Here is a 22,791-nt window from a genome sequence, read left to right as displayed (position 1 = left end):
ACACGGGCGCCCAGAGTACGACGGGTCCGCCCGGCCTGCGTCGGCGCGACCGACGGTGGCGCTGGCACCGGTCAAATCGTTCGTACCGCGAGATAGGCTGGCATTCGTACACCCCCCGTCCGGCCGGACTCGGGGTACCTGTTCGTGTGCCAGCAGCCCACCGGGCGTGCTTCTCGGCGACACTCACTGGAAGTGATGCAGATGCTCACCGGCCTCTTCTCCGCCGCCCTGGCCGACCCCGGGCTGGCCCGGGCGCGTGACCTGGCGCGCTCCGGTGCCGCGCAGGTCGACGGACTCGACCTGACCGCTCCGCCGGCCCTGCGTCCGTTCGCCGTGGCCGCCGTGGCCGCCGACGCGGCCGGCGCGCAGGGTGGGGCCGGGCGGTCGGTGCTCGCCGTCACCGCCACCACCCGGGAGGCCGACGACCTGGCCGCCGCGCTGGGCAGCCTCCTCCCGCCCGAGCAGGTCGCGGTCTTCCCCAGTTGGGAGACGCTGCCGCACGAGCGGCTCTCGCCCCGCTCCGACACCGTCGGCCGGCGGCTGGCCGTGCTGCGCCGGCTCGCCCACCCGGACGCCGTCGACGCGCACGGGCGCAGCGGGCCGTTGCGGGTGGTCGTCGCGCCCGTCCGGTCCCTGCTGCAACCGCAGCTCAAGGGCCTCGGTGACCTGGAACCGGTGCAGCTCGCCCCGGGCGGGGAGGCCGACCTGGAGGGGGTCGCCCGCCGGCTGACCGACATGGCGTACGCCCGGGTCGACCTGGTCACCAAGCGGGGCGAGTTCGCCGTCCGGGGCGGCATCCTCGACGTCTTCCCGCCCACCGACGAGCACCCGTCCCGGATCGAGTTCTGGGGCGACGAGGTGGAGGAGATCCGCACCTTCGCCGTCGCCGACCAGCGCACCATCGAGTCGTCCCCCCGGTTGTGGGCCCCGCCCTGCCGGGAGCTGCTGCTCACCCCGGCGGTGCGGAAGCGGGCCGCCGCCCTGGCGCAGGAGCATCCCGAGTTGGCCGAGATCCTCGACAAGCTGGCCGAGGGCATGCCGGTCGAGGGGATGGAGTCGCTCGCGCCGGAGCTGGTCGGGCCCGACTCGATGGAACTGCTGCTGCACAGCATGCCGGCCGGCACCCACGTCCTGCTCTGCGACCCGGAGCGGATCCGCACCCGGGCGCACGACCTGGTGCGTACCTCCGACGAGTTCCTCCAGGCCAGCTGGGCCGCGGCAGCCGTCGGGGGCCGGGCCCCGGTCGACCTCGGCGCCGCCGCCTTCAGGACCCTGGCCGAGGTACGCTCGGCCGCCACCGCCCTGGGCCAGCCCTGGTGGACGCTGTCGCCGTTCGGCCTGGCCGAGTCCGACGGCGCGCCGGCACGCCAGCCCTGGGAGGACGACCCGGCCGAGGTCGACGTCACGCCCGACGACGCCATCGCGGTGACCCTGGCGGCCCAGCCGGCCCCGCTCTACCACGGCGAGACGCCCCGGCTGGTCGACGACCTGAAGCGCTGGGCCGGCGAGGGCTGGTCGATCGCGCTGGTCTTCGAGGGGCACGGTCCCGCCCAGCGGGCCGTCGAGGTGCTTCGCGACGCCGGCCTGGGCGCCCGACTGACCGAGGAGGTGCCGACCGCCCCGGAGCCGGGCGAGCTGCTGGTCACCTGTGGCTCGCTCAGTCAGGGCTTCGTCGACGAGGCGTCCCGGTTCGTGCTGCTCACCGGCAACGACGTCACCGGTGGCCGGGGCACCTCCACCCGGGACATGCGCAAGCTGCCCAGCCGGCGACGCAACACCATCGACCCGCTGGAGCTGAAGGCCGGCGACCACGTGGTGCACGAGCAGCACGGCATCGGCCGGTACGTCGAACTCGTGCAGCGGACCGTCAACGGCGCGTCCCGGGAGTACCTCGTCATCGAGTACGCCCCGAGCAAGCGCGGCCAGCCCGGCGACCGGCTCTTCGTCCCCACCGACCAGCTCGACCAGCTCTCCCGGTACGTCGGCGGTGAGCAGCCGGCCCTGCACAAGATGGGCGGCGCGGACTGGCAGAAGTCCAAGGCCCGCGCCCGTAAGGCGGTCAAGGAGATCGCCGCGCAGCTCATCCAGCTCTACGCCGCCCGCAAGGCGTCCAAGGGGCACGCGTTCGGGCCGGACACCCCGTGGCAGCGGGAGCTGGAGGACGCCTTCCCCTGGCAGGAGACCCCGGACCAGCTCGCCGCCATCGAGGAGGTCAAGCGGGACATGGAGCAGACCGTCCCGATGGACCGGCTGATCTGCGGCGACGTCGGCTACGGCAAGACCGAGATCGCGGTACGGGCGGCGTTCAAGGCGGTGCAGGACGGCAAGCAGGTGGCCGTGCTGGTGCCGACCACGCTCCTGGCCCAGCAGCACTACAACACCTTCGCCGAGCGGATGAGCCAGTTCCCGATCGAGATCCGGCAGCTCTCCCGCTTCCAGACGCCGAAGGAGGCCGAGCGGACCATGGAGATGGTCGCCGACGGGAGCGCCGACATCGTGATCGGCACCCACCGGCTGCTCTCCGCGGCCACCCGGTTCAAGCGGCTCGGCCTGGTGATCGTCGACGAGGAGCAGCGCTTCGGCGTCGAGCACAAGGAGCACCTGAAGACGCTGCGTGCCTCGGTGGACGTGCTCAGCATGTCGGCCACCCCGATCCCCCGGACGCTGGAGATGGCGATCACCGGCATCCGGGAGATGTCGACCATCGCCACCCCGCCGGAGGAGCGGCACCCGGTGCTCACCTTCGTCGGGGCGTTCGACGAGCGGCAGGTGGCCGCCTCCATCCACCGCGAGCTGCTCCGCGACGGTCAGGTGTTCTACCTGCACAACCGGGTCGAGTCGATCGACAAGGCGGCCCGCCGGATCCGGGAGATGGTGCCCGAGGCCCGGGTCGCGGTCGCGCACGGCCAGATGGGCGAGGACGCCCTGGAGAAGGTCATGGTCGGCTTCTGGGAGAAGGAGTTCGACGTCCTGGTCTGCACCACGATCGTGGAGTCCGGCATCGACATCCCGAACGCGAACACGCTGATCGTGGAGCGGGCCGACCTGCTCGGCCTGGCCCAGCTGCACCAGATCCGGGGCCGGGTCGGCCGGGGGCGGGAGCGGGCGTACGCGTACTTCCTCTACCCGTCGGACAAGCCGCTCACCGAGCACGCCCACGAGCGGCTGGCGACCATCGCCCAGCACACCGAGCTGGGCGCGGGCATGTACGTGGCGATGAAGGACCTGGAGATCCGGGGTGCCGGCAACCTGCTCGGCGGCGAGCAGTCCGGCCACATCGAGGGCGTCGGCTTCGACCTGTACGTCCGGATGGTCGGCGAGGCGGTGCAGGCGTTCAAGGGCGAACGTCCCGAGGAGGAGACCGACGTCAAGATCGACCTGCCGGTCGACGCGCACCTGCCGCACGACTACGTCGGCGTGGAGCGGCTGCGCCTGGAGATGTACCGCAAGCTCGCCGAGGCCCGCGACTCCGAGCGGCTGCGCGAGGTGGCCGCCGAGATGACCGACCGGTACGGCGAGCCGCCCGCCCCGGTGCAGAACCTGATCGCGGTGGCACGGTTCCGCCTACTGGCCCGCCGGTACGGCCTCACCGACGTCAGCATGCAGGGCAAGCACATCCGGTTCGGCCCGCTGCCGCTGCCCGACTCGAAGCAGCTGCGGCTCAAGCGCTACCACCCCGACTCGGTCTACAAGTCCGCTCTCGACCAGGTCAGCGTCCCGAGGCCGAGCACGAGACGGGTCGGCGGCGAACCCCTGCGGGACCAGGCTCTCCTGGACTGGTGTGCCCAGCTCCTCGCCGACGTCCTCGGCCAACCCACCCCCGCCGGAGCGCGCGCCTGAACGCGTCGCCTGAGCGCGCCTGAGCGCGTCGATCAAGAAGTTCGCGTCACGGTCGATCTCCCCGCTGACGCGAACTTCTTGATCAACTGCTGGGAGCGGGTGGGTGCGAGGGGGAAGGGCAGGGGGTAAGCGCGGTGGGAGGGTGGGGCGTGAGAGAGTGACCGTCATGCGTGCTCGCCGTCTTGTCGCCGTCGCCAGCGTGGCGGTCGGCCTCGTCGCCCTCTCCGGTTGCCGTTCCGAGCCCGGGGTCGCCGCCTACATCGGCGACCAGCGGATCACCGAGGAAGCGGTCACCCGCATCCTGGACGAGCTGCGGGACGACGCCGCCTCCTCGACCCCGGAGCAGCCGGCCACGGACCAGCCCGCCGGTCAGCCGGGCGCGCCCGGCGAGCCGCGGTTGCCCGGCCGGGGCGAGGTGGTCAGCACCCTGGTCCTCGGTGAGGTCTGCCAGCGTCTCTCCGCCGAGAAGGGCTACCGTCCGCAGAACGAGGTTCCGGTCGAGCAGATCAGCCAGCAGCTCGGCTACCCGACGAACACGGCGTACCCGCAGCGGGTGGCGGAGCTGTACACCTGCCTCTCCGGCGTGCCCGCCGGCGCGCCGGTCGCGCCGACCGAGCAGGAGATGACCGACCTGGTCAAGGCCGGCAAGAAAGCCGGCGCCATCCCGGACGAGGTGACCGTCGAACAGGCGGCGTCCCAGCTCGACGGGCAGCAGCTGCGCACCGCGCTGGCCACCCGCAACGCGCTCGCCGAGGCGGTGGAGGGGTACGACGTCACGGTCAACCCGCGCTATCGTCCGCTGTCCTTCCGGGTGCTCAGCTTCCCCGGCGACGTGGCGGCGGTCAGCGTGCCGCTGGGCGAGGCCGGCTCCGACGCGGTGACCGACCCCGCCTGAGCATGATCGCCGCGACGCCCAGGACCGCCCGCTACCCGACGGCCGACGGGCATGCGCGGGTCGCCGAACCGGGCACGACCGCCGGGCACCTGCGGGTTGCCGAATCGGGCACGACCGCCGGGCACCTGCGGGTTGCCGAATCGGGCACGACCGTGCGGGACGACCGATGACCGGACGCATCGTGCTGCTGGTCACCTCGCCCCGGCTGCCGGCGGGGCTGCTGACCGCTGCGGCCTGGGACGTCGTACGCGCCCATCCGGTGCTGACCGGCGCGGAGAGCGCGGTGACCACGGCGCTGCGGACGACGGGCGCCGAGGTCACCGTGGTCGACGGCCCGGCCACCCAGGCGTTGCTCGATGCGGCGGCCCGGCACGGCACGGCGGTCTGGTTGGCCGGCCCGACCGGCGACGAGACGCTCGCCCGCGAGCTGGGCCTGCGCCTGGCCCGCGAGCCGGGCCTGGCCGAGCTGGAGCTGATGTACGGCTCGTGGGACCCGCCGGGAGCGCGACTGCTGGACGCGGTCGAGGTGATGGACCGGCTCGCCTCGCCCGGCGGTGACCCGTGGAAGCGGGCGCAGACCCACCGCAGCCTCTCCGGCTTCCTGTTGGAGGAGTGCTACGAGGCGTACGACGCGATCAGCGCGGGGGACACCGACGCGCTCCGCGAGGAACTGGGTGACGTGCTGCTCCAGGTGGTGCTGCACGCCCGGCTCGCCGAGGAACTGCCCGAGGACGAGCGCTGGAGCATCGACGACGTGGCCGGTGGCCTGGTCGACAAGATGGTCCGGCGCAACCCGCACGTCTTCGCCGGTGCCGAGGCGGGCACCCTGGAGGAGATCACCGCGAGCTGGGAGCGGATCAAGCGGGCCGAGAAGGCCCGGGACTCGGTGCTGGACGGCATCGCCATGAGTCAGCCCGCCCTCGCCCTGGCCGCCAAGATCCTGGAGCGCGCCGGCCGGATCGGCCTGGCCGTGCCGCCCCCCGTTCCCGCCGGGGACGCGGATCCGGAGACCCGACTCGGCGCGGAGTTGCTGCGGATCGTCGCCGAGGCCCGCGCCACCGGCCTGGACCCGGAGGCCGCCCTCCGCCGGGCCACCCTCGCCCACGCCGCCACCATCCGCGCCGCCGAATCCTCCACCCCACCCTCTCCGCGTTGATCAAGAGGTTCGCGCGCCAGACCGCCCGGATCCTGACGCCAACTTCTTGATCAACACGTAGGGCTGGCGCGCGGGGCGGGGGAGGATCGCGGGGGGCGGGGGAGGGGTGGGGCGGCTAGGGTCGGGGGATGTTCACCGAGCGGGCCGAACGGATCGTCGACGCGTTGCTGGAGAGCCGACCGGAGCTGGCCTCCGGCGCGGGAGACCACCGGTACGACGACCGGCTGCCCGACTGGTCCACCGATGCCGTCGCCGCCGACCGACGCATGCTGACCGAGGCAGCGGACGCGCTCGCCGAGGTGGACGGGGACTCCCTCCCGGTCGAGGAGTCGGTCGACCACGCCCTGCTCACCGCCCTGGTCGACCGGGAGCTCTTCGAGTCGACCGAGATCCGGTCGCACGAGTGGGATCCGCTGCGGCACAACCCCGGCCTGCTGCTGCACGCCCTGCTGTCCCGTCCGTACGCCCCGGTCGAGGTGCGGCTGACCCACCTGGCCGGGCGGTTGGCGGCCGTACCCGACGCCCTGGCGACCGCGCGTGCGACGCTGCGCGACATGCCGCGCATCCACGCCGAGACGGCGGTCGGGCAGTTCGTCGGCACGGCGGCGCTGGTGCGCCAGGAGGTGCCGGCGCTGCTGGCGCAGGCCCCCGCGCTCGGCGACCGGGTGGAGCCGGCGGCGCGGGCGGCGATCGCCGCGCTGGAGGAGTTCGCCGACTGGCTGCGGGCCGGCTTGGCCGCCGACGACGGGCCGGGCCCGGACCCCCGGCTCGGCCGCCGCCGCTGGGAGGCCCGACTCTGGCACACCCTGGACACCGAGCTGCCCGCCGCCGAGGTGCTGCGCCGCGCCTGGGCCAACCTGGAGCGGGTGACCGAGGAGATCCGCGTGGCCTCCGTCGAGCTGGTCGGCGGTCCGGCCGACGACGAGACGGTGCGCCGGGCGCTGGCCCTGCTCGCAGCCGAGCACCCGGACGACCACACCATCGTCGACCTGGCCTCGGTCACCCTGGACGAGGCCACCGACTTCGTCCGGGCGCACGACCTGGTCACGCTGGTCGACGACCCGTGCGTGATCCAGGAAATGCCCGAGTTCGCCCGGGGCGTGGCGGTGGCGTACTGCGACTCGCCCGGTGGGCTGGAGACGGCGGACCTGCCCACGTTCTACTGCATCGCGCCGACCCCGGTGGACTGGCCGGCCCACCGGGTCGAGTCGTTCTACCGCGAGTACAACGACCACATGATCCGCAACCTGACCGTGCACGAGGCGATGCCCGGACACTTCCTCCAGCTCGCCCACGCCCGGCGGTACGTAGGCGGCACCCGGGTACGGGCACTGGCCCGTTCCGGGCCGTTCATCGAGGGCTGGGCGGTGTACGCCGAGGAGCTGATGACCACCGCCGGCTTCGGTGGCCTGCCGGTGCGGTTGCAGCAGCTCAAGATGCAGCTGCGGATGACCATCAACGCGCTGATCGACCAGTTGACGCACTGCGAGGATCTGCCCGAGGCCGAGGCGATGGCGCTGATGACCGGCCGGGGCTTCCAGGAGGAGGGGGAGGCGGCCGGCAAGTGGCGGCGGGCGCTGCTCACCTCGACGCAGCTCTCCACGTACTTCGTCGGCTACGCCGAGATCGCGGAGATCGCCGCGGCCCGCCCGGCGGAGGTGCCGGTGCGGCGCTGGCACGACGCGATGCTCGCCCACGACTGCCCGCCCCCGCGCCATCTGCGCACCCTGCTCGGGGTCTGAGCCCGCCCGCTGCGCCCGGGGGTGGTTGCAGGGGACCCCTCCTCGGCAAAATGCGGTAGGAAGGGCCCCCTGCAACCACCTCAGCCGGGTGTCAGCTGCCGCCGGGGCGGCGGTCGACCACGCCCGCGCCGGGCGGCAGGTCGAAGGCGGCGTCGTCCACGGAGTCGCGGATGCTGCTGAGCGCCAGCTCGGTCGGCTTGCCGTCGAGCGCGCCGGTGAAGCTGCCGAGCACGCCGTCGCTGGTGACGCAGGCGGTGAACGGGGGCACCTCGGCGGAGCGGACGTCGACGCAGGTGGCCGGATGCCCGGCCAGCGTGGTGTCGCTCTGCTCGATGACCGCGTTTGGGTCGAGTGCGGCGGTGGTCAGCAGTCCCATGACCGCCGGCGGGGTGACCATGCCCCGCCGCTCGGCCTCGGTGTAGACGGCCACCGACGGCCGGCTGGAAGGCGTCGGCGGCACGGTCAGCGTGCACACCGGCTTGCCGGTGGTCCGGCAGCTGGCGAAGGAGTCGGCGCTGACGCTGATCTTGCCGTCGGGGTATGTGTACGCGGTGCGGACCGGGTCCCGGGACTGGGCGATCGACACGGTCCGACCGCCGGGAAGCTGGTACTCGGCGGAGTAGGTCAACTCGTGCGCGCTGTCCAGCCGGGACGCCAGTTCGTTGACGAGGTCACCCCGGCCGATCACACGTCCGGTGTCCTCCAGGGCCTGGCAACCGGTGACGGTGAGCGACGCGACGACCGAGACGGCGAGCACGCGGAGAACAGTCGAGGCGGCGGGCATGATGCTCAGCCTCGCCGATCGGGTCCACCGATCGCAAACCGGTTGCCGGTTGAGCGGTGAGAATCCGGGAATGTCCGCCGGAACCACCACCGGTGGTACACCGGGCGACGCGGTGCCCACGAGCGTCGCCCGATACGCTGCGTTCAACGTCTGCCTCAGCCGCACCGTCGCGGCCCTACCGGACCGGACACTCGCACACGAACAACGAGGAGCGACTCAGTGGCAACCATCGAGGGAATCGTCGCCCGGGAGATTCTGGACTCGCGGGGCAACCCGACGGTCGAGGTCGAGGTCGGCCTGGACGACGGCACGGTGGCCCGCGCCGCGGTGCCCTCCGGCGCCTCCACCGGCGCCTTCGAGGCGATCGAGCTGCGCGACGGTGACGCCGACCGCTACCTGGGCAAGGGTGTCGAGAACGCGGTCGCGAACATCGAGGACAAGATCGTCGACCAGCTCGTCGGCTACGAGGCCAGCGAGCAGCGGCTGATCGACCAGAAGATGCTCGACATCGACGGCACGGACAACAAGTCCGAGCTGGGCGCGAACGCCATCCTCGGGGTCTCGCTCGCGGTGGCGAAGGCGGCGGCCGGCAGCGCCGAGCTGAGCCTCTTCCGCTACCTGGGCGGCCCGAACGCACACCTGCTGCCGGTGCCGATGATGAACATCCTCAACGGTGGCGCGCACGCCGACTCGAACGTCGACGTCCAGGAGTTCATGATCGCGCCGATCGGCGCGCCGAGCTTCCGGGAGGCGCTGCGCTCCGGCGCGGAGGTCTACCACGCGCTCAAGTCGGTGCTGAAGAAGCAGGGTCTCTCCACCGGCCTCGGCGACGAGGGCGGCTTCGCCCCGAACCTGCCCACCAACGCCGCCGCGCTGGACCTGATCGCCGAGGCGGTCGAGAAGGCCGGCTACCGGGTGGGTACCGACATCGTCTTCGCCCTCGACGTGGCGGCGACGGAGTTCTTCGACAACGGCACCTACACCTTCGAGGGCTCGCCGAAGAGCGCCGAGGAGATGAGCAACTACTACACCAAGCTCGCCGGCGACTACCCGATCGTGTCGATCGAGGACCCGCTGGCCGAGGACGACTGGAGCGGCTGGGCCACCCTGACCGCTGCGGTCGGCGACCGGATCCAGATCGTCGGCGACGACCTGTTCGTCACCAACCCGCAGCGGATCGCCCGCGGCATCGCCGAGAAGGCCGCGAACGCGGTGCTCGTCAAGGTCAACCAGATCGGCTCGCTCACCGAGACCCTCGACGCGGTCGATCTGGCCCACCGGGCCGGCTTCAAGTGCATGATGAGCCACCGGTCCGGCGAGACCGAGGACACCACGATCGCCGACCTGGCGGTGGCCACCGGCTGCGGCCAGATCAAGACCGGTGCCCCGGCCCGTTCGGACCGGGTCGCCAAGTACAACCAGCTCCTGCGGATCGAGGAGGAGCTGGCCGACGCGGCCCGGTACGCCGGTGCGGGTGCCTTCCCGCGCTACCGTTCCGCCTGACGGGCGCGTGATGCGTCGGGGAGGGGTGTGACGACGATGCAGCCGCGCCGCACACCGGGCGGGCAGCGTCCCACCCGCCGGCCGGGACTCCCCGGCCGGCCGGGTGGGGCCCGCGTGCGGACCACCAGCCGGGAGGGCGTCCGCGCCGAGTCGCGGAGCACCACCGGTCGCGCTCCGGGCACCGCCCGGGGTGCCGAGGCCGTACGCTCGGCGAGCCGTCCGGCGGCGGCCCGCCGGGCCGCCGCCGGTGGCACCGTCAAGCGGCTCTCCGCACCCCGTCCCCGGCGCTTCACCGGGCGGGCCACCGTGCTCTTCGCGGTGCTGATCGCCCTCGCCCTCGGCTACACCTACCCGGTCCGGGTCTACCTCGACCAGCAGGCCGACATCGAGCGGATGGAGGCGGCCCAGGCCGCCCAGCGGGAGCTGATCGAGGAGCTCTCCGTCGAGGCGGCCAAGTGGCAGGATGACGCGTACATCGAGACCCAGGCCCGGCAGCGGTTCTTCATGGTCTACCCGGGCGAGGTGCCGGTGCTGGTGCTGAAGGGTAAGGCACCGACCGACCCGGGAACCGGTCCGCTGCCGCCCCGGTCCGAGCGCCCGCGCAGCGACGACCCGTGGTACGACACCCTCTGGTCGAGCATCGAGGCGGCCGACGCCGAGCGCCCCGACAAGTGAGCCCCCGCGACGCCGGACGCCCGACAGGTGAGCCCGGAACGCCGGACGCCGGTTGCTCGACCCGCGCCACCCGGCCCGACCCCGAACTGGTCGTCCGGACGACCGAACAGCACCGACGAGAGATGACGACCGTGACATTCGTACCCCCGCCGGAGCCGGCGGCGGACTCCGTACCGCCGCCGAAGCGGGAGCCGGCGACCGAGGCCGACCTGGCTGCGGTGGCCGCCCAGCTCGGACGCCCGCCCCGGGGCACCCGAGCGGTGGCCCACCGCTGCCCGTGCGGCCTGCCCGACGTGGTGGAGACGACCCCCCGGCTCGCCGACGGCACCCCGTTCCCGACGCTGTTCTACCTGACCTGCCCCCGGGCCACGGCGGCGTGCAGCCGGCTGGAGTCGGCCGGGCTGATGAAGGAGATGGCCGAGCGGCTCGCCACCGACCCGGAGCTGGCCGCCCGCTACCGGGCGGCGCACGAGGACTACCTTGCCCGGCGGGAGGCGATCGGCCAGGTGCCGGAGATCGCCGGTATCTCCGCCGGTGGCATGCCCGGGCGGGTGAAGTGCCTGCACGTGCACCTGGGGCACGCGCTCGGCGCGGGACCGGGGGTGAACCCGTTCGGCGACGAGACGTTGGCGCTGGTGGAACGGTGGTGGGCGGCCGGGCCGTGCGTGGACGTGCCGGCGGACGAGTGAGCACCGACGGTTTCGTCGTCCGGCGGGCGCGCACCGGGGACGTCCGGGGCATCCGCCGGCTGGTGGACACGTACACCGACGACCGGCGGCTGTTGAGCAAGGCCACCGTCACCCTCTACGAGGACGTGCAGGAGTTCCGCGTCGCCGAGCGGGTCGCCGACGGCGCGGTGGTGGGCTGCGGCGCGCTGCACGTGATGTGGGAGGACCTGGCCGAGATCCGGACGGTCGCGGTGGACCCGACGTGCCGGGGCCAGCGGCTCGGCCACCGGATCGTCGCCGAGCTGATCGACGGGGCCCGCGAGCTCGGGGTTGCGCGGATCTTCGTGCTGACCTTCGAGACCCGGTTCTTCGGGTCGTTCGGGTTCGAGGCGATCGACGGCGCGCCGGTCCCGCAGCCGGTCTACGAGCAGCTGCTGCGCTCGTACGACGAGGGTGTGGCGGAGTTCCTCGACCTGGAACGGGTCAAGCCGAACACCCTCGGCAACACCCGCATGCTGCTGCGCCTGTGACCGGCTGTGGGCGGGGTGGGGTGGGGTGGGGTGGGGTGGTAGCAGGGGTCCCCTGTTACCGCTTTCTGCCGAGCAGGGGACCCCTGCAACCAACCAGAACCACCCCGCAGCCCGCTTGACCCGCCCAGGCACCCTGGTCCCCGTGATCGTTCTCCGTCGCCTGGTCCGGGTCGTGGCCGCGCTGGTCAGCCTGGCCGCCCTGGTCGGGGTGGTCCGTCTGGTCGCGCCGGCCACCGGGGCGGGCGGCGAGCCACCCGGAGTGGCCCGACAGTTGGCCTTTCTGCGGGCCGCCCTCGACGACGGGGCGGGCGAGGACGCCCAGGCCCTCTTCCCCGAGGGGTACTTCTTCGCGCACGTCCTCTACGGGCTCGCCCGGGTGGAGCTGGGCATGCGCGAGCCCGCCCGCCGGGAGGAGTCGTCACGGGAGGCCCGCTGGGCGCTGGGCCGGCTGGAGTCACCGGCCGGGTTGGCGCCGTTCAGCCCGGAGCTCACCCCGCCGTACGGGGTGTTCCACCAAGGCTGGACGAACTGGCTGCGCGGCGGGGTGCTCGCCCTGCAACCGGCGGAGCGCCGCGACCCGGCCGAGGTGCGTCGCTTCGCCGAGACCTCGGCCGCGCTCGGCGCGGCCTTCGACGCGTCGGCCACCCCGTACCTGGCCGCCTACCCGCAGCAGGCATGGCCGGTGGACTCCACCGTGGCGGTCGCCTCGCTGCGGCTGCACGACACGCTGCTGCCACCCCGCTTCCGGCGCACGATCGATCGATGGCTCGACGGGGTCCGGCAGCGGCTGGACCCGCGTACCGGGCTGATGCCGCACCGGGTCGACCCGGCCACCGGCGCGCCGGCCGAGGTGGCCCGGGGAACCTCGCAGAGCGTCATCCACCGGTTCCTGCCGGAGATCGACCCGATCTTCGCCCGGCAGCAGTATCTCGCGTTCCGGGACCAGTACCTGGTCACGCCGCTCGGGCTGGGCCCGGCGGTGCGGGAGTACCCGGAGGGGCTGGACGGCCCGGGGGATGTCGACTCGGGCCCGCTGCTGCTCGGGGTGAGCCTCTCGGCCACCGTGGTCACCCTCGGCGCGGCCCAGCGGCACGGCAACCACCGGCTCGCCGGGGCCCTCGCCAACTACGGCGAGCTGGCCGGGTTGCCGGTGCAGACCCCGTGGACGAAACGGTACGCCCTCGGCGCGATGCCGATCGGGGACGCGTTCCTGGCCTGGGCCAAGACCGCCCGCCCGTGGGTGCCGGACACCACGTCCCAGCCGACGCTGTCGGCCGGTGTCCCGTTCGGGTGGCGGCTGCCGCTGCTGTCTCTGCTGGTGGCGCTGGGCGTCGTGCCGTGGCTGCCGGTCCTGCTGGCCCGGTGGCGCCGCCGCCGGACCGGCCCGCCGCCCGCCGAGGGAGGTCCTCCGGCGGGCGCTGGCGGGTCACCGCCCGCTGGTGGAGACCCGTCGGCCGGTGCTGCCGGCCCGCCGCCCGCCCGTGGAGGTCCGGCGACCGATGCTGCCGGGCTGCCGCCCGCTGGTGGAGGCCGGCCGCCCGGTGCTGCCGGCCCGCCCGCACCGGTCGGGCCGCTGCCGTAGGGTTGCTGCCGTGACGACGCGCGTGGCGGCCATCGACTGCGGCACCAACTCGATCCGACTCCTGATCGCCGACCTGCCGGATCCTTCGGCCGGCCCGACGGCGCCGCTGACCGACCTCACCCGGCGGCTCGAGATCGTCCGGCTCGGCCAGGGTGTGGACCAGACCGGACGGCTCGCCGCCGAGGCGATCGAGCGGACCCGCGTCGCGCTGGCCGGTTACGCGGCGGAGATCGAGAAGCAGGGCGTGGACCGGGTGCGGATGTGCGCCACCTCCGCCTCCCGGGACGCCTCGAACGCCGCCGACTTCCGGTCGATGGTGGAACGGACCCTCGGCGTCGCACCGGAGGTGGTCAGCGGCGACGAGGAGGCCCGGCTCTCCTTCACCGGCGCGGTGCGCGGGCTGCCGACCGACACCGAACCGCCGTACCTGGTGGTCGACATCGGTGGCGGCTCCACCGAGTTCGTCCTGGGCACCCGTGAGGACGGGGTCGAGGCGGCGATCTCGGTGGACATCGGCTGCGTCCGGATGACCGAGCGGCACCTGCACGGCGACCCGCCCACCCCGGCGGAGGTGGCCGCAGCCGAGGCGGACGTCGCGGCTGCGGTGGACCGGGCGCTCACGGTCGTGCCGGGGCGGCGGGCCGCCACCCTGGTCGGGCTCGCCGGTTCGGTCACCACCGTGGTCGCCATCGCCGAGGGCCTGCACGAGTACGCCCCGGAGCGGATCCACCACGCCCGGGTGTCGTACGAGACCGTGGCCGGGGTGACCGCCGACCTGCTGGGCCGGACGCGCGCCGGACGGCTGGCGATCCCGGTGATGCATCCGGGCCGGGCGGACGTGATCGGGGCCGGTGCCCTGGTGCTTCGCGTGATCATGGAACGCGCCGGGATGTCGGCGGTGGTCGCCAGCGAGCATGACATCCTCGACGGCATCGCCTGGAGCATGCAGCCCGGTCACTAGGGCCTCCGACCTGCCGGGCGACTCCGGGCATCGACGCCGGACGGTGTCGGTGCGGGTCCTGAAGTGGCCCGACCAGGGGCTGCGGTGTCCGGACGGCCATGGTCAGCGGTTGGCGCGTGACACCGGTCGAGTACCCTGGCGCTGGCCCGAGCCCCTCCTCGGAAAGCGCCATGGCTGACGACAGAGACCGTACCCTGATCATTCCGCGTGTGCGGATGGCGGAGACTCCCACGGAGTTTCGGCCGATCGACGGGTGGAACGAGGGTGCGGCGACGGAGCCGGACGATCCCGGCGACCGTGGCGGACGCTCCCTCGCCAGGCTGGCCTGGATCGTTCCGACCCTGTTGATGGCCGTCCTCGGACTGGCCCGGGTCACGTGGCCGGCGCTGTGGGGTGACGAACTCGCCACCTGGGGCATGGCGCGGGCGTCGTGGGGCGACCTGTGGTCCGTCCTGCGGAACTTCGACGCGGTCAACGGTCCCTACTACGCGCTCATGCACCTGGTGACCGGCCTGCTCGGCGACTCGGAACTGACCCTGCGGCTGCCGTCGATGCTGGCCATGGCCGGGGCGGCCGGCCTGGTCGGATCACTCGGCACCCGGCTGGCCAGCCCCCGGGTCGGGCTGACCGCCGGCCTGATCTTCGCAGTGCTGCCGAGCACCTCCCGGTATGCCCAGGAGGCCCGTCCGTACGGGCTCGCGATCTTCGCCGCGGTGCTCGCCACCTGGCTGCTGGTCCGGGCGATCGACCGGCCCGGCGGCCGACGGTGGGTACCGTACGCCGGCGCGGTGGCTCTGCTCGGACTCGCCCAGGTCGTCGGGCTGCTGCTGCTCGCCGGGCACGCGCTGGTGGTCCTGCTGATGCGGCCCCGGGCGGGCTGGGCCTGGCTGGTCGCCGCGCTGGTCGGGACGCTGCCCGCGCTGCCGGTGCTGCACCTGGCCCGGTCCCAGCGGGCGCAGGTGGCCTGGATTCCGGAGGCGACCCTCGACCGGGTGGCCGACCTGCCCGGCGGGCTGACCGGCGACGCCCTGCTGGGCGGGGTGGTCCTGGCCCTGGCGCTGGTCGGGATGTCGCTGCGCCGGCCGGCGGTGGTCTACACCGCGTGGGCGTTCGTCCCGGTGCTCGCGCTCTACGCGGTCAGCCAGGTCACCCCGCTCTGGCTGCCCCGGTACCTCCTCTTCGTGCTGCCCGCCTTCGCGCTGCTGGCGGCGACCGCGCTCAGCCGGGCACCGGTGCTGCGCGGCCTGGCGGTGGTGGTCGTGGTGGCCCTGGTCGGACTGCCGACGCAGATCGGCCTGCGGAAGACCGACGGGCACACCCAGGCCAGCCGGGACCTGGGCACCCTCCTGCTGGAGCAGGGCCGCCCGGAGGACACCGTGCTCTACGGCGGCAACATCGGCGGCGAGCAGTGGGTGGCCCGGGACGCGGTCACCCGGTACACCCGCGCCGGGAGCCCGCCCCGGGACGTGCTGTTGGCTCAGCCGCCCCGCACCGGGGGCTCGTTCACCGGCCGCGAGTGTGCCGAGGTCGCCCGCTGCTTCGGGAAGCCCGAGCGGGTGTGGGTGGTCCGGACCGGCCGGCTGGACGACCCGCTGCGCGGCCTCGGGGACGTCAAGGAGCCGGTGCTGCGCAGCCAGTACGACATCGACCAGGTGTTCCGACCCACCGGCTTCACCGTGGCGCTGCTGCTGCGGCGGCAGGTGGGCAGCGAACAGCAACCGGTGCGTTGACCACCGGTCGATCCGTCGTCGAGTTCGGGGAGAACTGACATGCTGGCGTTCCTGCTCCAGGTGAACTCCTGGCTGAGCAAGGGACAGCTGTATCTCTTCGCCCTGTTCATGATGATGATCTGGGCGCTCTGGCTGGTACGGGTGGTGCTGTCGTCCTCGTACCGGCCCTGGAAGACGCCGTACCAGACGACGACCTCGGTCATCATCCCCGTGGTGGACGAGACGGAGGAGCTGTTCCGGTCCGTGCTGGCCCGCATCCTGGAGCAGCGTCCCACCGAGGTCATCGTGGTCATCAACGGCCCCCGGAACACCATGCTGGAGAAGGTCTGCGCCGAGGTCGGGGTGCGCTGGGCGTGGACGGAGATCGCCGGCAAACGCAACGCCCTCCAGGTGGGGGTGGGCATGGCGACCGGCGACATCGCCGTGCTCGTCGACTCGGACACCATCTGGACCCGGCACACCCTGTCCGAGCTGATCAAACCGTTCCGCGACCCCCGGGTCGGCGGGGTCACCACCCGGCAGCGGATCCTCAACCCGGAGCGCACCGTGCTGACCCGGTGGGCGGACTGGCTGGAGAACGTCCGCAACGAGTACTCGATGCCGGCGATGAGCGTGCTCGGCACCGTGGGCTGCCTGCCGGGCCGGACCATCGCCTTCCGCCGGTTCATCCTGGTCCGCACCATGGACCGGTTCCTCAGCGAGAAGTTCCTCGGGGTGTTCCTCGAGGTCAGCGACGACCGGACGCTGACCAACTACACGTTGCAGGCCGGCTTCCGGACGGTCTACCAGTCGACCTCGCTGGTCTACACCGACGCGCCCCTGCAACTGCGGAAACTGGTCAAGCAGCAGTACCGCTGGGCCCGGGGCTCGCAGTACAACACCCTGCGGATGCTCGGCTGGATGGTCCGCCGGACCCCGGTGCTCGCCACCTTCTACGTCGCCGACATCGTGGTGCCCTTCGTGCTGGTCGGTTCGTACTTCTCCTGGGCGTTCTCGGTGCTGGTCGGGGAGACGGTCACCATCTACGACGAGCTGCGGCTGCCGGGCAACCTGATCGGCTGGCGGCTCATCGGGGCGATCCTGGCACTCAGCGCGGCGATGACCGCCCTGTCGTTGATGATCCGGTTCGCCCGGCACTTCGCCTTCCGGCCCCGGGACCTGCTCTACCTGCCGGCGTTCATGATGATCAACACGTTCGTGCTCATGCCGGTCCGGGTGGTCGGGTTCTTCCGGATGGCACACAACGCCGGGTGGGGCACCCGGGCCGGCGGCTTCCAGGGCGAGAAGCGGCGCAACCCGCTCGTCCTGGTGCCCTACCTGCTGGGGGGAGCGATGCTCGTGGCGTCGGTGCTGCTCGGTGTCTGAACACACCCGGCGACGGCCTCGGCAGTTCCACCTCTGGATGGCGGTCAACACCGTGGTGCTGCTCCTGCTCAGCGCCTGGGTGGTGCACAGCGCCTCCGGGGCCCCGCCCACGTCCGCGCCGCCGGCCGGCCCGCCCCCGTCGGCGGTGCCCGGCGAGGGCGCGTCCGGCAGCCGTACCCGGATCCCCGCGAAGAAGGACATCCTGTCCGCGCGTGGCCACCGGTTCGGCCTGAGCGCGCCGCATGTGCCCTGGTCACAGCCGGAGATCGACGACATCGCCGCGAAGGCCGGGGCACGACCCACCCTGCTCCAGTACTTCGTGAAGTGGACCGAGGAGTTCCGGCCGGAGAGCGTCGACGCGGCGTACGGCAACGGCGGCGTCCCGGTGATCTCCTGGGAGCCGTGGAGCGGCAGCGGGGCCGGCCTCGACCAGCCGGCGTACGCGCTGCGACGGATCGTCGCCGGGGAACACGACGAGTATCTGGTGCGTTTCGCGACCGCCGTCCGGGACCATCGGTGGCCGATCGGGCTGCGCTTCGCGCACGAGATGAACGGCTCCTGGTACCCGTGGTCGGAACAGCGCTCCGGCAACCGGTCGGGGGAGTACGTGAAGGCGTGGCGGCACGTGCACGACGTCTTCGCCCGGGTCGGCGCGACCAACGTCATCTGGATCTGGAGTCCGAACATCATCCGGCCGGTGCCGAAGATCAGCCTGAGTGCGCTCTACCCGGGGGACCGGTACGTCGACTGGATCGGGCTGGTGGGTTACTCGACCGGCGAGCGGACCGCCACCCAACTGTTCCAGCCGACCCTGCGCCGGCTTCGCGCGTTCACCGACCGGCCGCTGCTGATCACCGAGACGGGCAGCCGGCCGGAGGCGTACCGGTTGCCCTTCATCCGCGACCTGTTCGTCTGGCTGAGCCGCCGGACGGACGTCGTCGGGTTCATCTGGTTCGAGTACGACCGGGTGGACGGCGGCAGCGGCGACTGGCGCTTCACCACCCGACCCGACGCGGTCGAGGCGTTCCGGACCGGCCTCGCCCGGCTGCGGTTGGCGCCGCCGCCGGGCTGAGCGTCGGCTGCGGTGAACGTCGCCACCGGGCTGGACGTCGGCTGCGGTGGGCGTCGCCGCCGGGCTGGGCGTCGGCTGACGTCGCGGGCCGGGCGTCGTGGAAGGGGCGCACGCCGACCGGCACCGCCCGAGGTGGCAACGGTCGAGACTGAGAGGAGGTGCCGGGGTGCGGATGCCGATCCGGCTCGGCCTGCTGGCCGGTTTCATGATCGTGGTGAGCCTGCTGACCGCGGTGGTGGCCCTGCGGGAACACTCCGACACCCCGGACGAACCTGACGGCCGGGGCGCTGGCACGGCCCCGACGCACGGGACGACGGCGCTGGTCACGGTGGACGCCGGGGCGACCCGAGGTCCGCTCAACAACCCGGCCTTCTACCACAACCAGGCCGGTCCGTCCACGCTGCTGGGACCGGGGGACCTCCGGCTCGTGGAGGACCTGCGGCCGACCCTGACCCGGGTCTGGTCGGCACCCGCCGCCTACCACGACCCGGCCACCGACCGGTACGACTACGACCCGGTCGCCCCGCAGGGCGGCGGCGGCACCATGTACGGCTATCTGGACCAGGTGAGCGGCTACTCGGGTGTGATGATGCTGAACGTCGACCAGTGCCGGCAGGAGCTGATGACCACGGCCGAACCGCAGCGGTGCCGGGACGTGCTGAAGAACGGCATCCGGCACTACAAGCAGCGCTACCCGGGCCTGCGCTACGTGGAGATCTTCAACGAACCGGACCGCCCCTGGAAGACCCGGCCGGACGAGCCCCGGGCGATGCCGGCGGCCGAGTACTACGACTGGTACCGCCTCGGTTACCGGATCGTCAACGAGGTGAACGCCGAACTGCGGCCGGAGCACCCGCTGCGCGTCGGCGGGCCGGTCACGCACACGTTCAACGAGAAGTACCTCCGGGAGTTCCTCGACCTCTACCGGGACGACACCGACCCGACCAAGCGGCTCGACTTCATCTCGTACCACCAGTACCAACGGCGCGACGACGTGGCTGCCGTCGCCGGCGAGAAGGGCGCCGTCCAGCGCTGGCTACGTGAGCGGGGCCTGGACGAGAGGATCCCGACGTTCGTCACCGAGTACGGCGTCTTCCCGGGCGGCAACGCCGGCCCCTCGTTCGCCGAGGACCTGCTCACCCACGCGGCGGCCATGGCCGCCCTCGGCTACTTCTACGTCGAGGGCGGCACGGACATGCCGATGCACTGGGTGTTCGACCACAGCAGCAACGACCGGAAGTCGATGTTCGTCGACGGTACGGACGGCGCGGTGTACCCGTACTACAACCTGGTCCGGATGCAGCGGATGCTGAAGAAGGTCCGGGTTCCCGCCGGTTCGGACGCGCTCACCCCGGCCGGTCTCGGCGTCAACGCCCTGGCGACCCGGGACGCGTCCGGGGTGGCCGTGCTCGCCACCAACTACCAGTGGACGAACCGGGTCACGCACGGCGTCACCATCAACGTCGGCAACCTGCCGGCGGAGTTCGCCGACCGGCGCATCCGGGTCGAGCGGTACCTGGTGGACGCGGTGACCAGCAATTACACGCACGACCCGGCGACGTCGTCGCTCCAGAGAGTGGAGCGGTACACCCTGGACCCGGCCGACACGGTCGGTGTCACCTTCGACCTGACGCCGAACGCGATGTCCCTGCTCGTGCTCACCCCGGTGGACTGACCGCGTCGTTCCGTCCGGTCGGGCCGTTCGCCTACCGGCCCGCCGGGCGGTTGGCCCGCCGGACGACCAGCAGCACCACGACCAGCACCACCAGGGCCGCCACGACCAGCAGCCCGATCACGACCGGGACGAGCGGACCGAGGGCGACGCCGCCGGTCCCGTCCGCCTCCGCCTCCTCCGTCTCCTCGGTCGCCGGAACCGCGCCCAGCGGATTCGCGTCGACCGGGGGCACTTCGGCGGTCAGCGCCCGGACCAGGTCGAGCCGACCGAAGCCGTACCGGTCGTCCCGGCCGGGTGGTCCGGCGTCCCGGGCGGTGGAGACCAGCCGGTTGACCACGTCCGCCGCGCTCGCCTCGGGGTAGCGGGCCCGGATCAGCGCCGCCGCCCCGGCCACCAGCGGTGCCGCCGCGCTCGTGCCGTCCACCGTGACGTAGCCGCCCTCGGTCAGGTCCGACCACCGGCCGGCGGTGGTCGAGACGTCCACCCCGGGGGCGGTGACGGCGATCTGCTCGCCCCGGGTCCCGCCCGACCACGGCTCGCCGTCCCGGTCGGTCGCGCCCACCGCGATCACCCCGGGCAGTCGCGCCGGATAGAGCACCCCGGCGTCACCCTGCTCGGCGTTGCCCGCCGCGGCGACCACCACGACGTCCTTCGACTGCGCGTACCGCACCGCCTCGTCGAGGGCGGGGCTGGTCGTGGGGCCGCCGTTGGAGATGTTGACGACCTTCGCGCCGTGGTCGACCGCGTACCGGATGCCCTCCGGCAGGTTGCTGCCGGCGAAGGTGTTCGTCGCGACGGTCACCGGCAGGATCCTCGCCCCCGGGGCGATGCCCAGGGCGCGACCGCTGCCGCCGCCCCGGGCGGCGATCAGCCCGGCCACCCCGGTTCCGTGGTTGCGCTCGTCGACCTTGCCCCTGTCGTCCCGGCCGATCAGGCGCCGGCCGTCGAGGATCCGGCCGGCCAGGTCGGGGTGCTCCGCGTACACCCCGGTGTCGACCACCGCGACGATGACGCCCTCCCCGGTGGAGATCCGGTGCGCCTCGGTGACCCGCAGCGCCTCCAGGTGCCACTGCCGATCCAGCGGCGGCACCGCGGCCACGGCGGGCACGGGCGTCCCGACGGCGGTCAGCGCGAGCCCGGCCGCGACGGCCAGAACGCTCCGGCGCAGGGCCGGCAGCCGCGCACTCATTCGTCTCTCCCCACGGGTCGGCACGCCTGGTCGCCGGTGACCCTATCGGACGGTCGCCGGCGGGGCCCGTCCCGACGCGTACCCCGGCCGCCCGGCCGCCCGGACCGGGTGCCACCTCGGTAACCTGGGTCCCGTGCACGGACGTTCCGGGAACCGCCGCCCGCTCCGGGTGGGTGCCGCGCGACGACCGGCCCGGTGGCGGGCGGTGTTCTGCGGTGCCGTGGTCGCGCTGCTGGCGACCTTCGTCGTACCCCCGGCTCCGGGTCGTGCCGCGCCGCGGTGCGGGCCCTCCGGTGAGCCCGCGCCCACGGCGACGCCGTGGCCGCTGCGTCGGTTGGAGCCGTCGGCCGCCTGGCGGTTGACCCGTGGCGGCGGTGTCATCGTCGCCGTCATCGACTCGGGGGTCTCGGCCACCCATCCCGCCCTGGCGGGGCAGGTCCGCGCCGGACGCGACTTCAGCGGCCTGCCGCAGCGCGACGGGCAGTGCGACCTGGCCGGTCACGGGACCATGGTGGCGGGCATCATCGCCGGCCGGGCGGAGGCCGGGACGCCGTTCACCGGCATCGCGCCGGCCGCCCGGATCCTGCCGATCCGCGTGCTGCCGGACACCCGGCGCACCAACGACGAGAGCCTGCCCGGCCAGATCGCCCAGGCCATCCGGTACGCGGTCGACAACAACGCCAAGGTCATCAACCTCTCGTTGGAGACCCTGCCCCGGCCCGAGCTGGCTGCCGCCATCGAGTACGCCCTGGAGAACCGGGTCGTGGTGGTCGCCGCCGCCGGCAACCAGCAGCAGCAACGGGACCAGCCCGCCTATCCGGCCGGCTACCCCGGGGTGATCGCCGTCGCCGGCATCGACGAGCAGGGGGGCCACGTCGGCACCTCGATCAGCGGCGACTACGTCGACATCGCCGCGCCCGGACACCACATCGTCGCCCCGGCACCGGGCGGCGACGGTTGGCTCACCGAGCCCGAAGGGGGCACCAGCTTCGCGGCGGCGTACGTCTCCGGGGTGGCCGCGCTGATCTGCGCGATGTACCCCGAACTCAGCCCGGCGCAGGTCGCCAACCGGTTGACCCGCACCGCGGACGCCCCGCCCGAGGGACGCAACGAACAGGTCGGGTACGGAGTGGTCAACCCGTACCGGGCGGTCAGCACCCTGCTCGGCACGCGCAGCGACCCGCCGGCGGGGGCGATGGCCGAACCGGTGCCCGTGCCCGACCCGTGGAGCCGGGAACGGGTCGTGGCGATCTGGGCCGCTGCGATCGGCGTGCTTCTCGCCATCGTCCTGCTGGTGTCCCGGCCGGTCGTGCGCCGGGGGCGGCAGCGGGGTTGGCGGCCCGGCCGGCGGCGGCTCGACGCCCCGGACGACTCCGGCCCCGCGCCGACGACGGTCTGATCCCGCACCGGCCCCACGCCACCGG

At 73.2% G+C, this 22,791-nt stretch carries 18 protein-coding genes; 16 read left to right on the top strand and 2 right to left on the bottom strand.

Annotated elements, in window-relative coordinates; genetic code table 11:
* The first annotated feature begins 201 nt into the window (after positions 1-201).
* The 5 genes from mfd (at position 202) to ACIBJE_RS12690 (ending at position 7,633) form a co-directional block, all read left to right on the top strand.
* Positions 202-3,840: a transcription-repair coupling factor gene (mfd, locus tag ACIBJE_RS12710; RefSeq protein ID WP_396747651.1), complete on the top strand. Its 3,639-nt coding sequence runs from the start codon at positions 202-204 to the stop codon at positions 3,838-3,840.
* A 166-nt stretch (positions 3,841-4,006) separates the two neighbouring features.
* On the top strand, positions 4,007-4,735 hold the full coding sequence (locus ACIBJE_RS12705; protein WP_396747260.1) for a hypothetical protein: 729 nt from the start codon (positions 4,007-4,009) through the stop codon (positions 4,733-4,735).
* Between the two features lie 2 nt (positions 4,736-4,737).
* Positions 4,738-4,905, top strand: a complete 168-nt coding sequence (locus ACIBJE_RS12700) for a hypothetical protein (protein ID WP_396747257.1) — start codon at positions 4,738-4,740, stop codon at positions 4,903-4,905.
* Positions 4,902-5,891, top strand: a complete 990-nt coding sequence (locus ACIBJE_RS12695) for a nucleoside triphosphate pyrophosphohydrolase (protein WP_396747254.1) — start codon at positions 4,902-4,904, stop codon at positions 5,889-5,891. Before ACIBJE_RS12700 ends, ACIBJE_RS12695 begins: the two co-directional genes overlap by 4 nt.
* A 128-nt stretch (positions 5,892-6,019) precedes the next feature.
* Positions 6,020-7,633 carry a DUF885 domain-containing protein gene (locus ACIBJE_RS12690; RefSeq protein ID WP_396747251.1) on the top strand — a complete coding sequence of 538 codons (1,614 nt, stop codon included), beginning with the start codon at positions 6,020-6,022 and terminating at the stop codon, positions 7,631-7,633.
* A gap of 91 nt (positions 7,634-7,724) precedes the next feature.
* On the opposite strand, the gene ACIBJE_RS12685 is transcribed toward ACIBJE_RS12690, so the two are convergent.
* Positions 7,725-8,417 carry a hypothetical protein gene (locus ACIBJE_RS12685; protein WP_396747248.1) on the bottom strand — a complete coding sequence of 231 codons (693 nt, stop codon included), beginning with the start codon at positions 8,415-8,417 and terminating at the stop codon, positions 7,725-7,727.
* 219 nt (positions 8,418-8,636) lie between these two features.
* Here ACIBJE_RS12685 and eno point away from each other — a divergent pair, with 219 nt between their 5' ends.
* From eno to ACIBJE_RS12635, 10 genes are all read left to right on the top strand, one after another.
* Positions 8,637-9,920, top strand: a complete 1,284-nt coding sequence (gene eno / locus ACIBJE_RS12680; RefSeq protein ID WP_396747245.1) for a phosphopyruvate hydratase — start codon at positions 8,637-8,639, stop codon at positions 9,918-9,920.
* 36 nt (positions 9,921-9,956) lie between these two features.
* On the top strand, positions 9,957-10,595 hold the full coding sequence (locus ACIBJE_RS12675; protein ID WP_396747648.1) for a septum formation initiator family protein: 639 nt from the start codon (positions 9,957-9,959) through the stop codon (positions 10,593-10,595).
* A gap of 131 nt (positions 10,596-10,726) precedes the next feature.
* Complete coding sequence (locus ACIBJE_RS12670; protein ID WP_396747645.1) at positions 10,727-11,284, top strand: DUF501 domain-containing protein; 558 nt, start codon at positions 10,727-10,729, stop codon at positions 11,282-11,284.
* Positions 11,281-11,793: an amino-acid N-acetyltransferase gene (locus ACIBJE_RS12665; protein ID WP_396747242.1), complete on the top strand. Its 513-nt coding sequence runs from the start codon at positions 11,281-11,283 to the stop codon at positions 11,791-11,793. Before ACIBJE_RS12670 ends, ACIBJE_RS12665 begins: the two co-directional genes overlap by 4 nt.
* Before the next feature lie 142 nt (positions 11,794-11,935).
* Positions 11,936-13,375, top strand: a complete 1,440-nt coding sequence (locus ACIBJE_RS12660; RefSeq protein ID WP_396747239.1) for a hypothetical protein — start codon at positions 11,936-11,938, stop codon at positions 13,373-13,375.
* Between the two features lie 22 nt (positions 13,376-13,397).
* A complete protein-coding gene (locus ACIBJE_RS12655; RefSeq protein WP_396747642.1) occupies positions 13,398-14,336 on the top strand; it encodes an exopolyphosphatase in 939 nt (312 codons plus the stop codon).
* 170 nt (positions 14,337-14,506) lie between these two features.
* On the top strand, positions 14,507-16,066 hold the full coding sequence (locus ACIBJE_RS12650) for a glycosyltransferase family 39 protein (RefSeq protein WP_396747236.1): 1,560 nt from the start codon (positions 14,507-14,509) through the stop codon (positions 16,064-16,066).
* 39 nt (positions 16,067-16,105) lie between these two features.
* Entirely contained in the window at positions 16,106-17,431 is a 1,326-nt protein-coding gene (locus ACIBJE_RS12645; RefSeq protein ID WP_396747233.1) for a glycosyltransferase family 2 protein, read from the top strand.
* Positions 17,424-18,503 carry a glycoside hydrolase family 26 protein gene (locus ACIBJE_RS12640; protein ID WP_396747230.1) on the top strand — a complete coding sequence of 360 codons (1,080 nt, stop codon included), beginning with the start codon at positions 17,424-17,426 and terminating at the stop codon, positions 18,501-18,503. The genes ACIBJE_RS12645 and ACIBJE_RS12640 overlap by 8 nt, the downstream gene beginning before the upstream one ends.
* Before the next feature lie 166 nt (positions 18,504-18,669).
* Positions 18,670-20,178 carry a hypothetical protein gene (locus ACIBJE_RS12635; RefSeq protein ID WP_396747228.1) on the top strand — a complete coding sequence of 503 codons (1,509 nt, stop codon included), beginning with the start codon at positions 18,670-18,672 and terminating at the stop codon, positions 20,176-20,178.
* 31 nt (positions 20,179-20,209) lie between these two features.
* On the opposite strand, the gene mycP (ACIBJE_RS12630) is transcribed toward ACIBJE_RS12635, so the two are convergent.
* Positions 20,210-21,367, bottom strand: coding sequence for a type VII secretion-associated serine protease mycosin (mycP, locus tag ACIBJE_RS12630; RefSeq protein ID WP_396747225.1), 1,158 nt, complete (start codon positions 21,365-21,367; stop codon positions 20,210-20,212).
* A 133-nt stretch (positions 21,368-21,500) separates the two neighbouring features.
* Between mycP (ACIBJE_RS12630) and mycP (ACIBJE_RS12625) the strand changes: the two genes are divergently transcribed.
* Positions 21,501-22,766, top strand: a complete 1,266-nt coding sequence (gene mycP / locus ACIBJE_RS12625; protein ID WP_396747222.1) for a type VII secretion-associated serine protease mycosin — start codon at positions 21,501-21,503, stop codon at positions 22,764-22,766.
* Positions 22,767-22,791 lie beyond the last annotated feature (25 nt).

The organism is Micromonospora sp. NPDC050187 (assembly GCF_044459745.1).
Taxonomy (GTDB): Bacteria; Actinomycetota; Actinomycetes; order Mycobacteriales; family Micromonosporaceae; genus Micromonospora.
The sequence above is the reverse complement of the archived record's forward strand: the minus strand, read 5'-3'. Positions and strand labels throughout refer to the sequence as shown.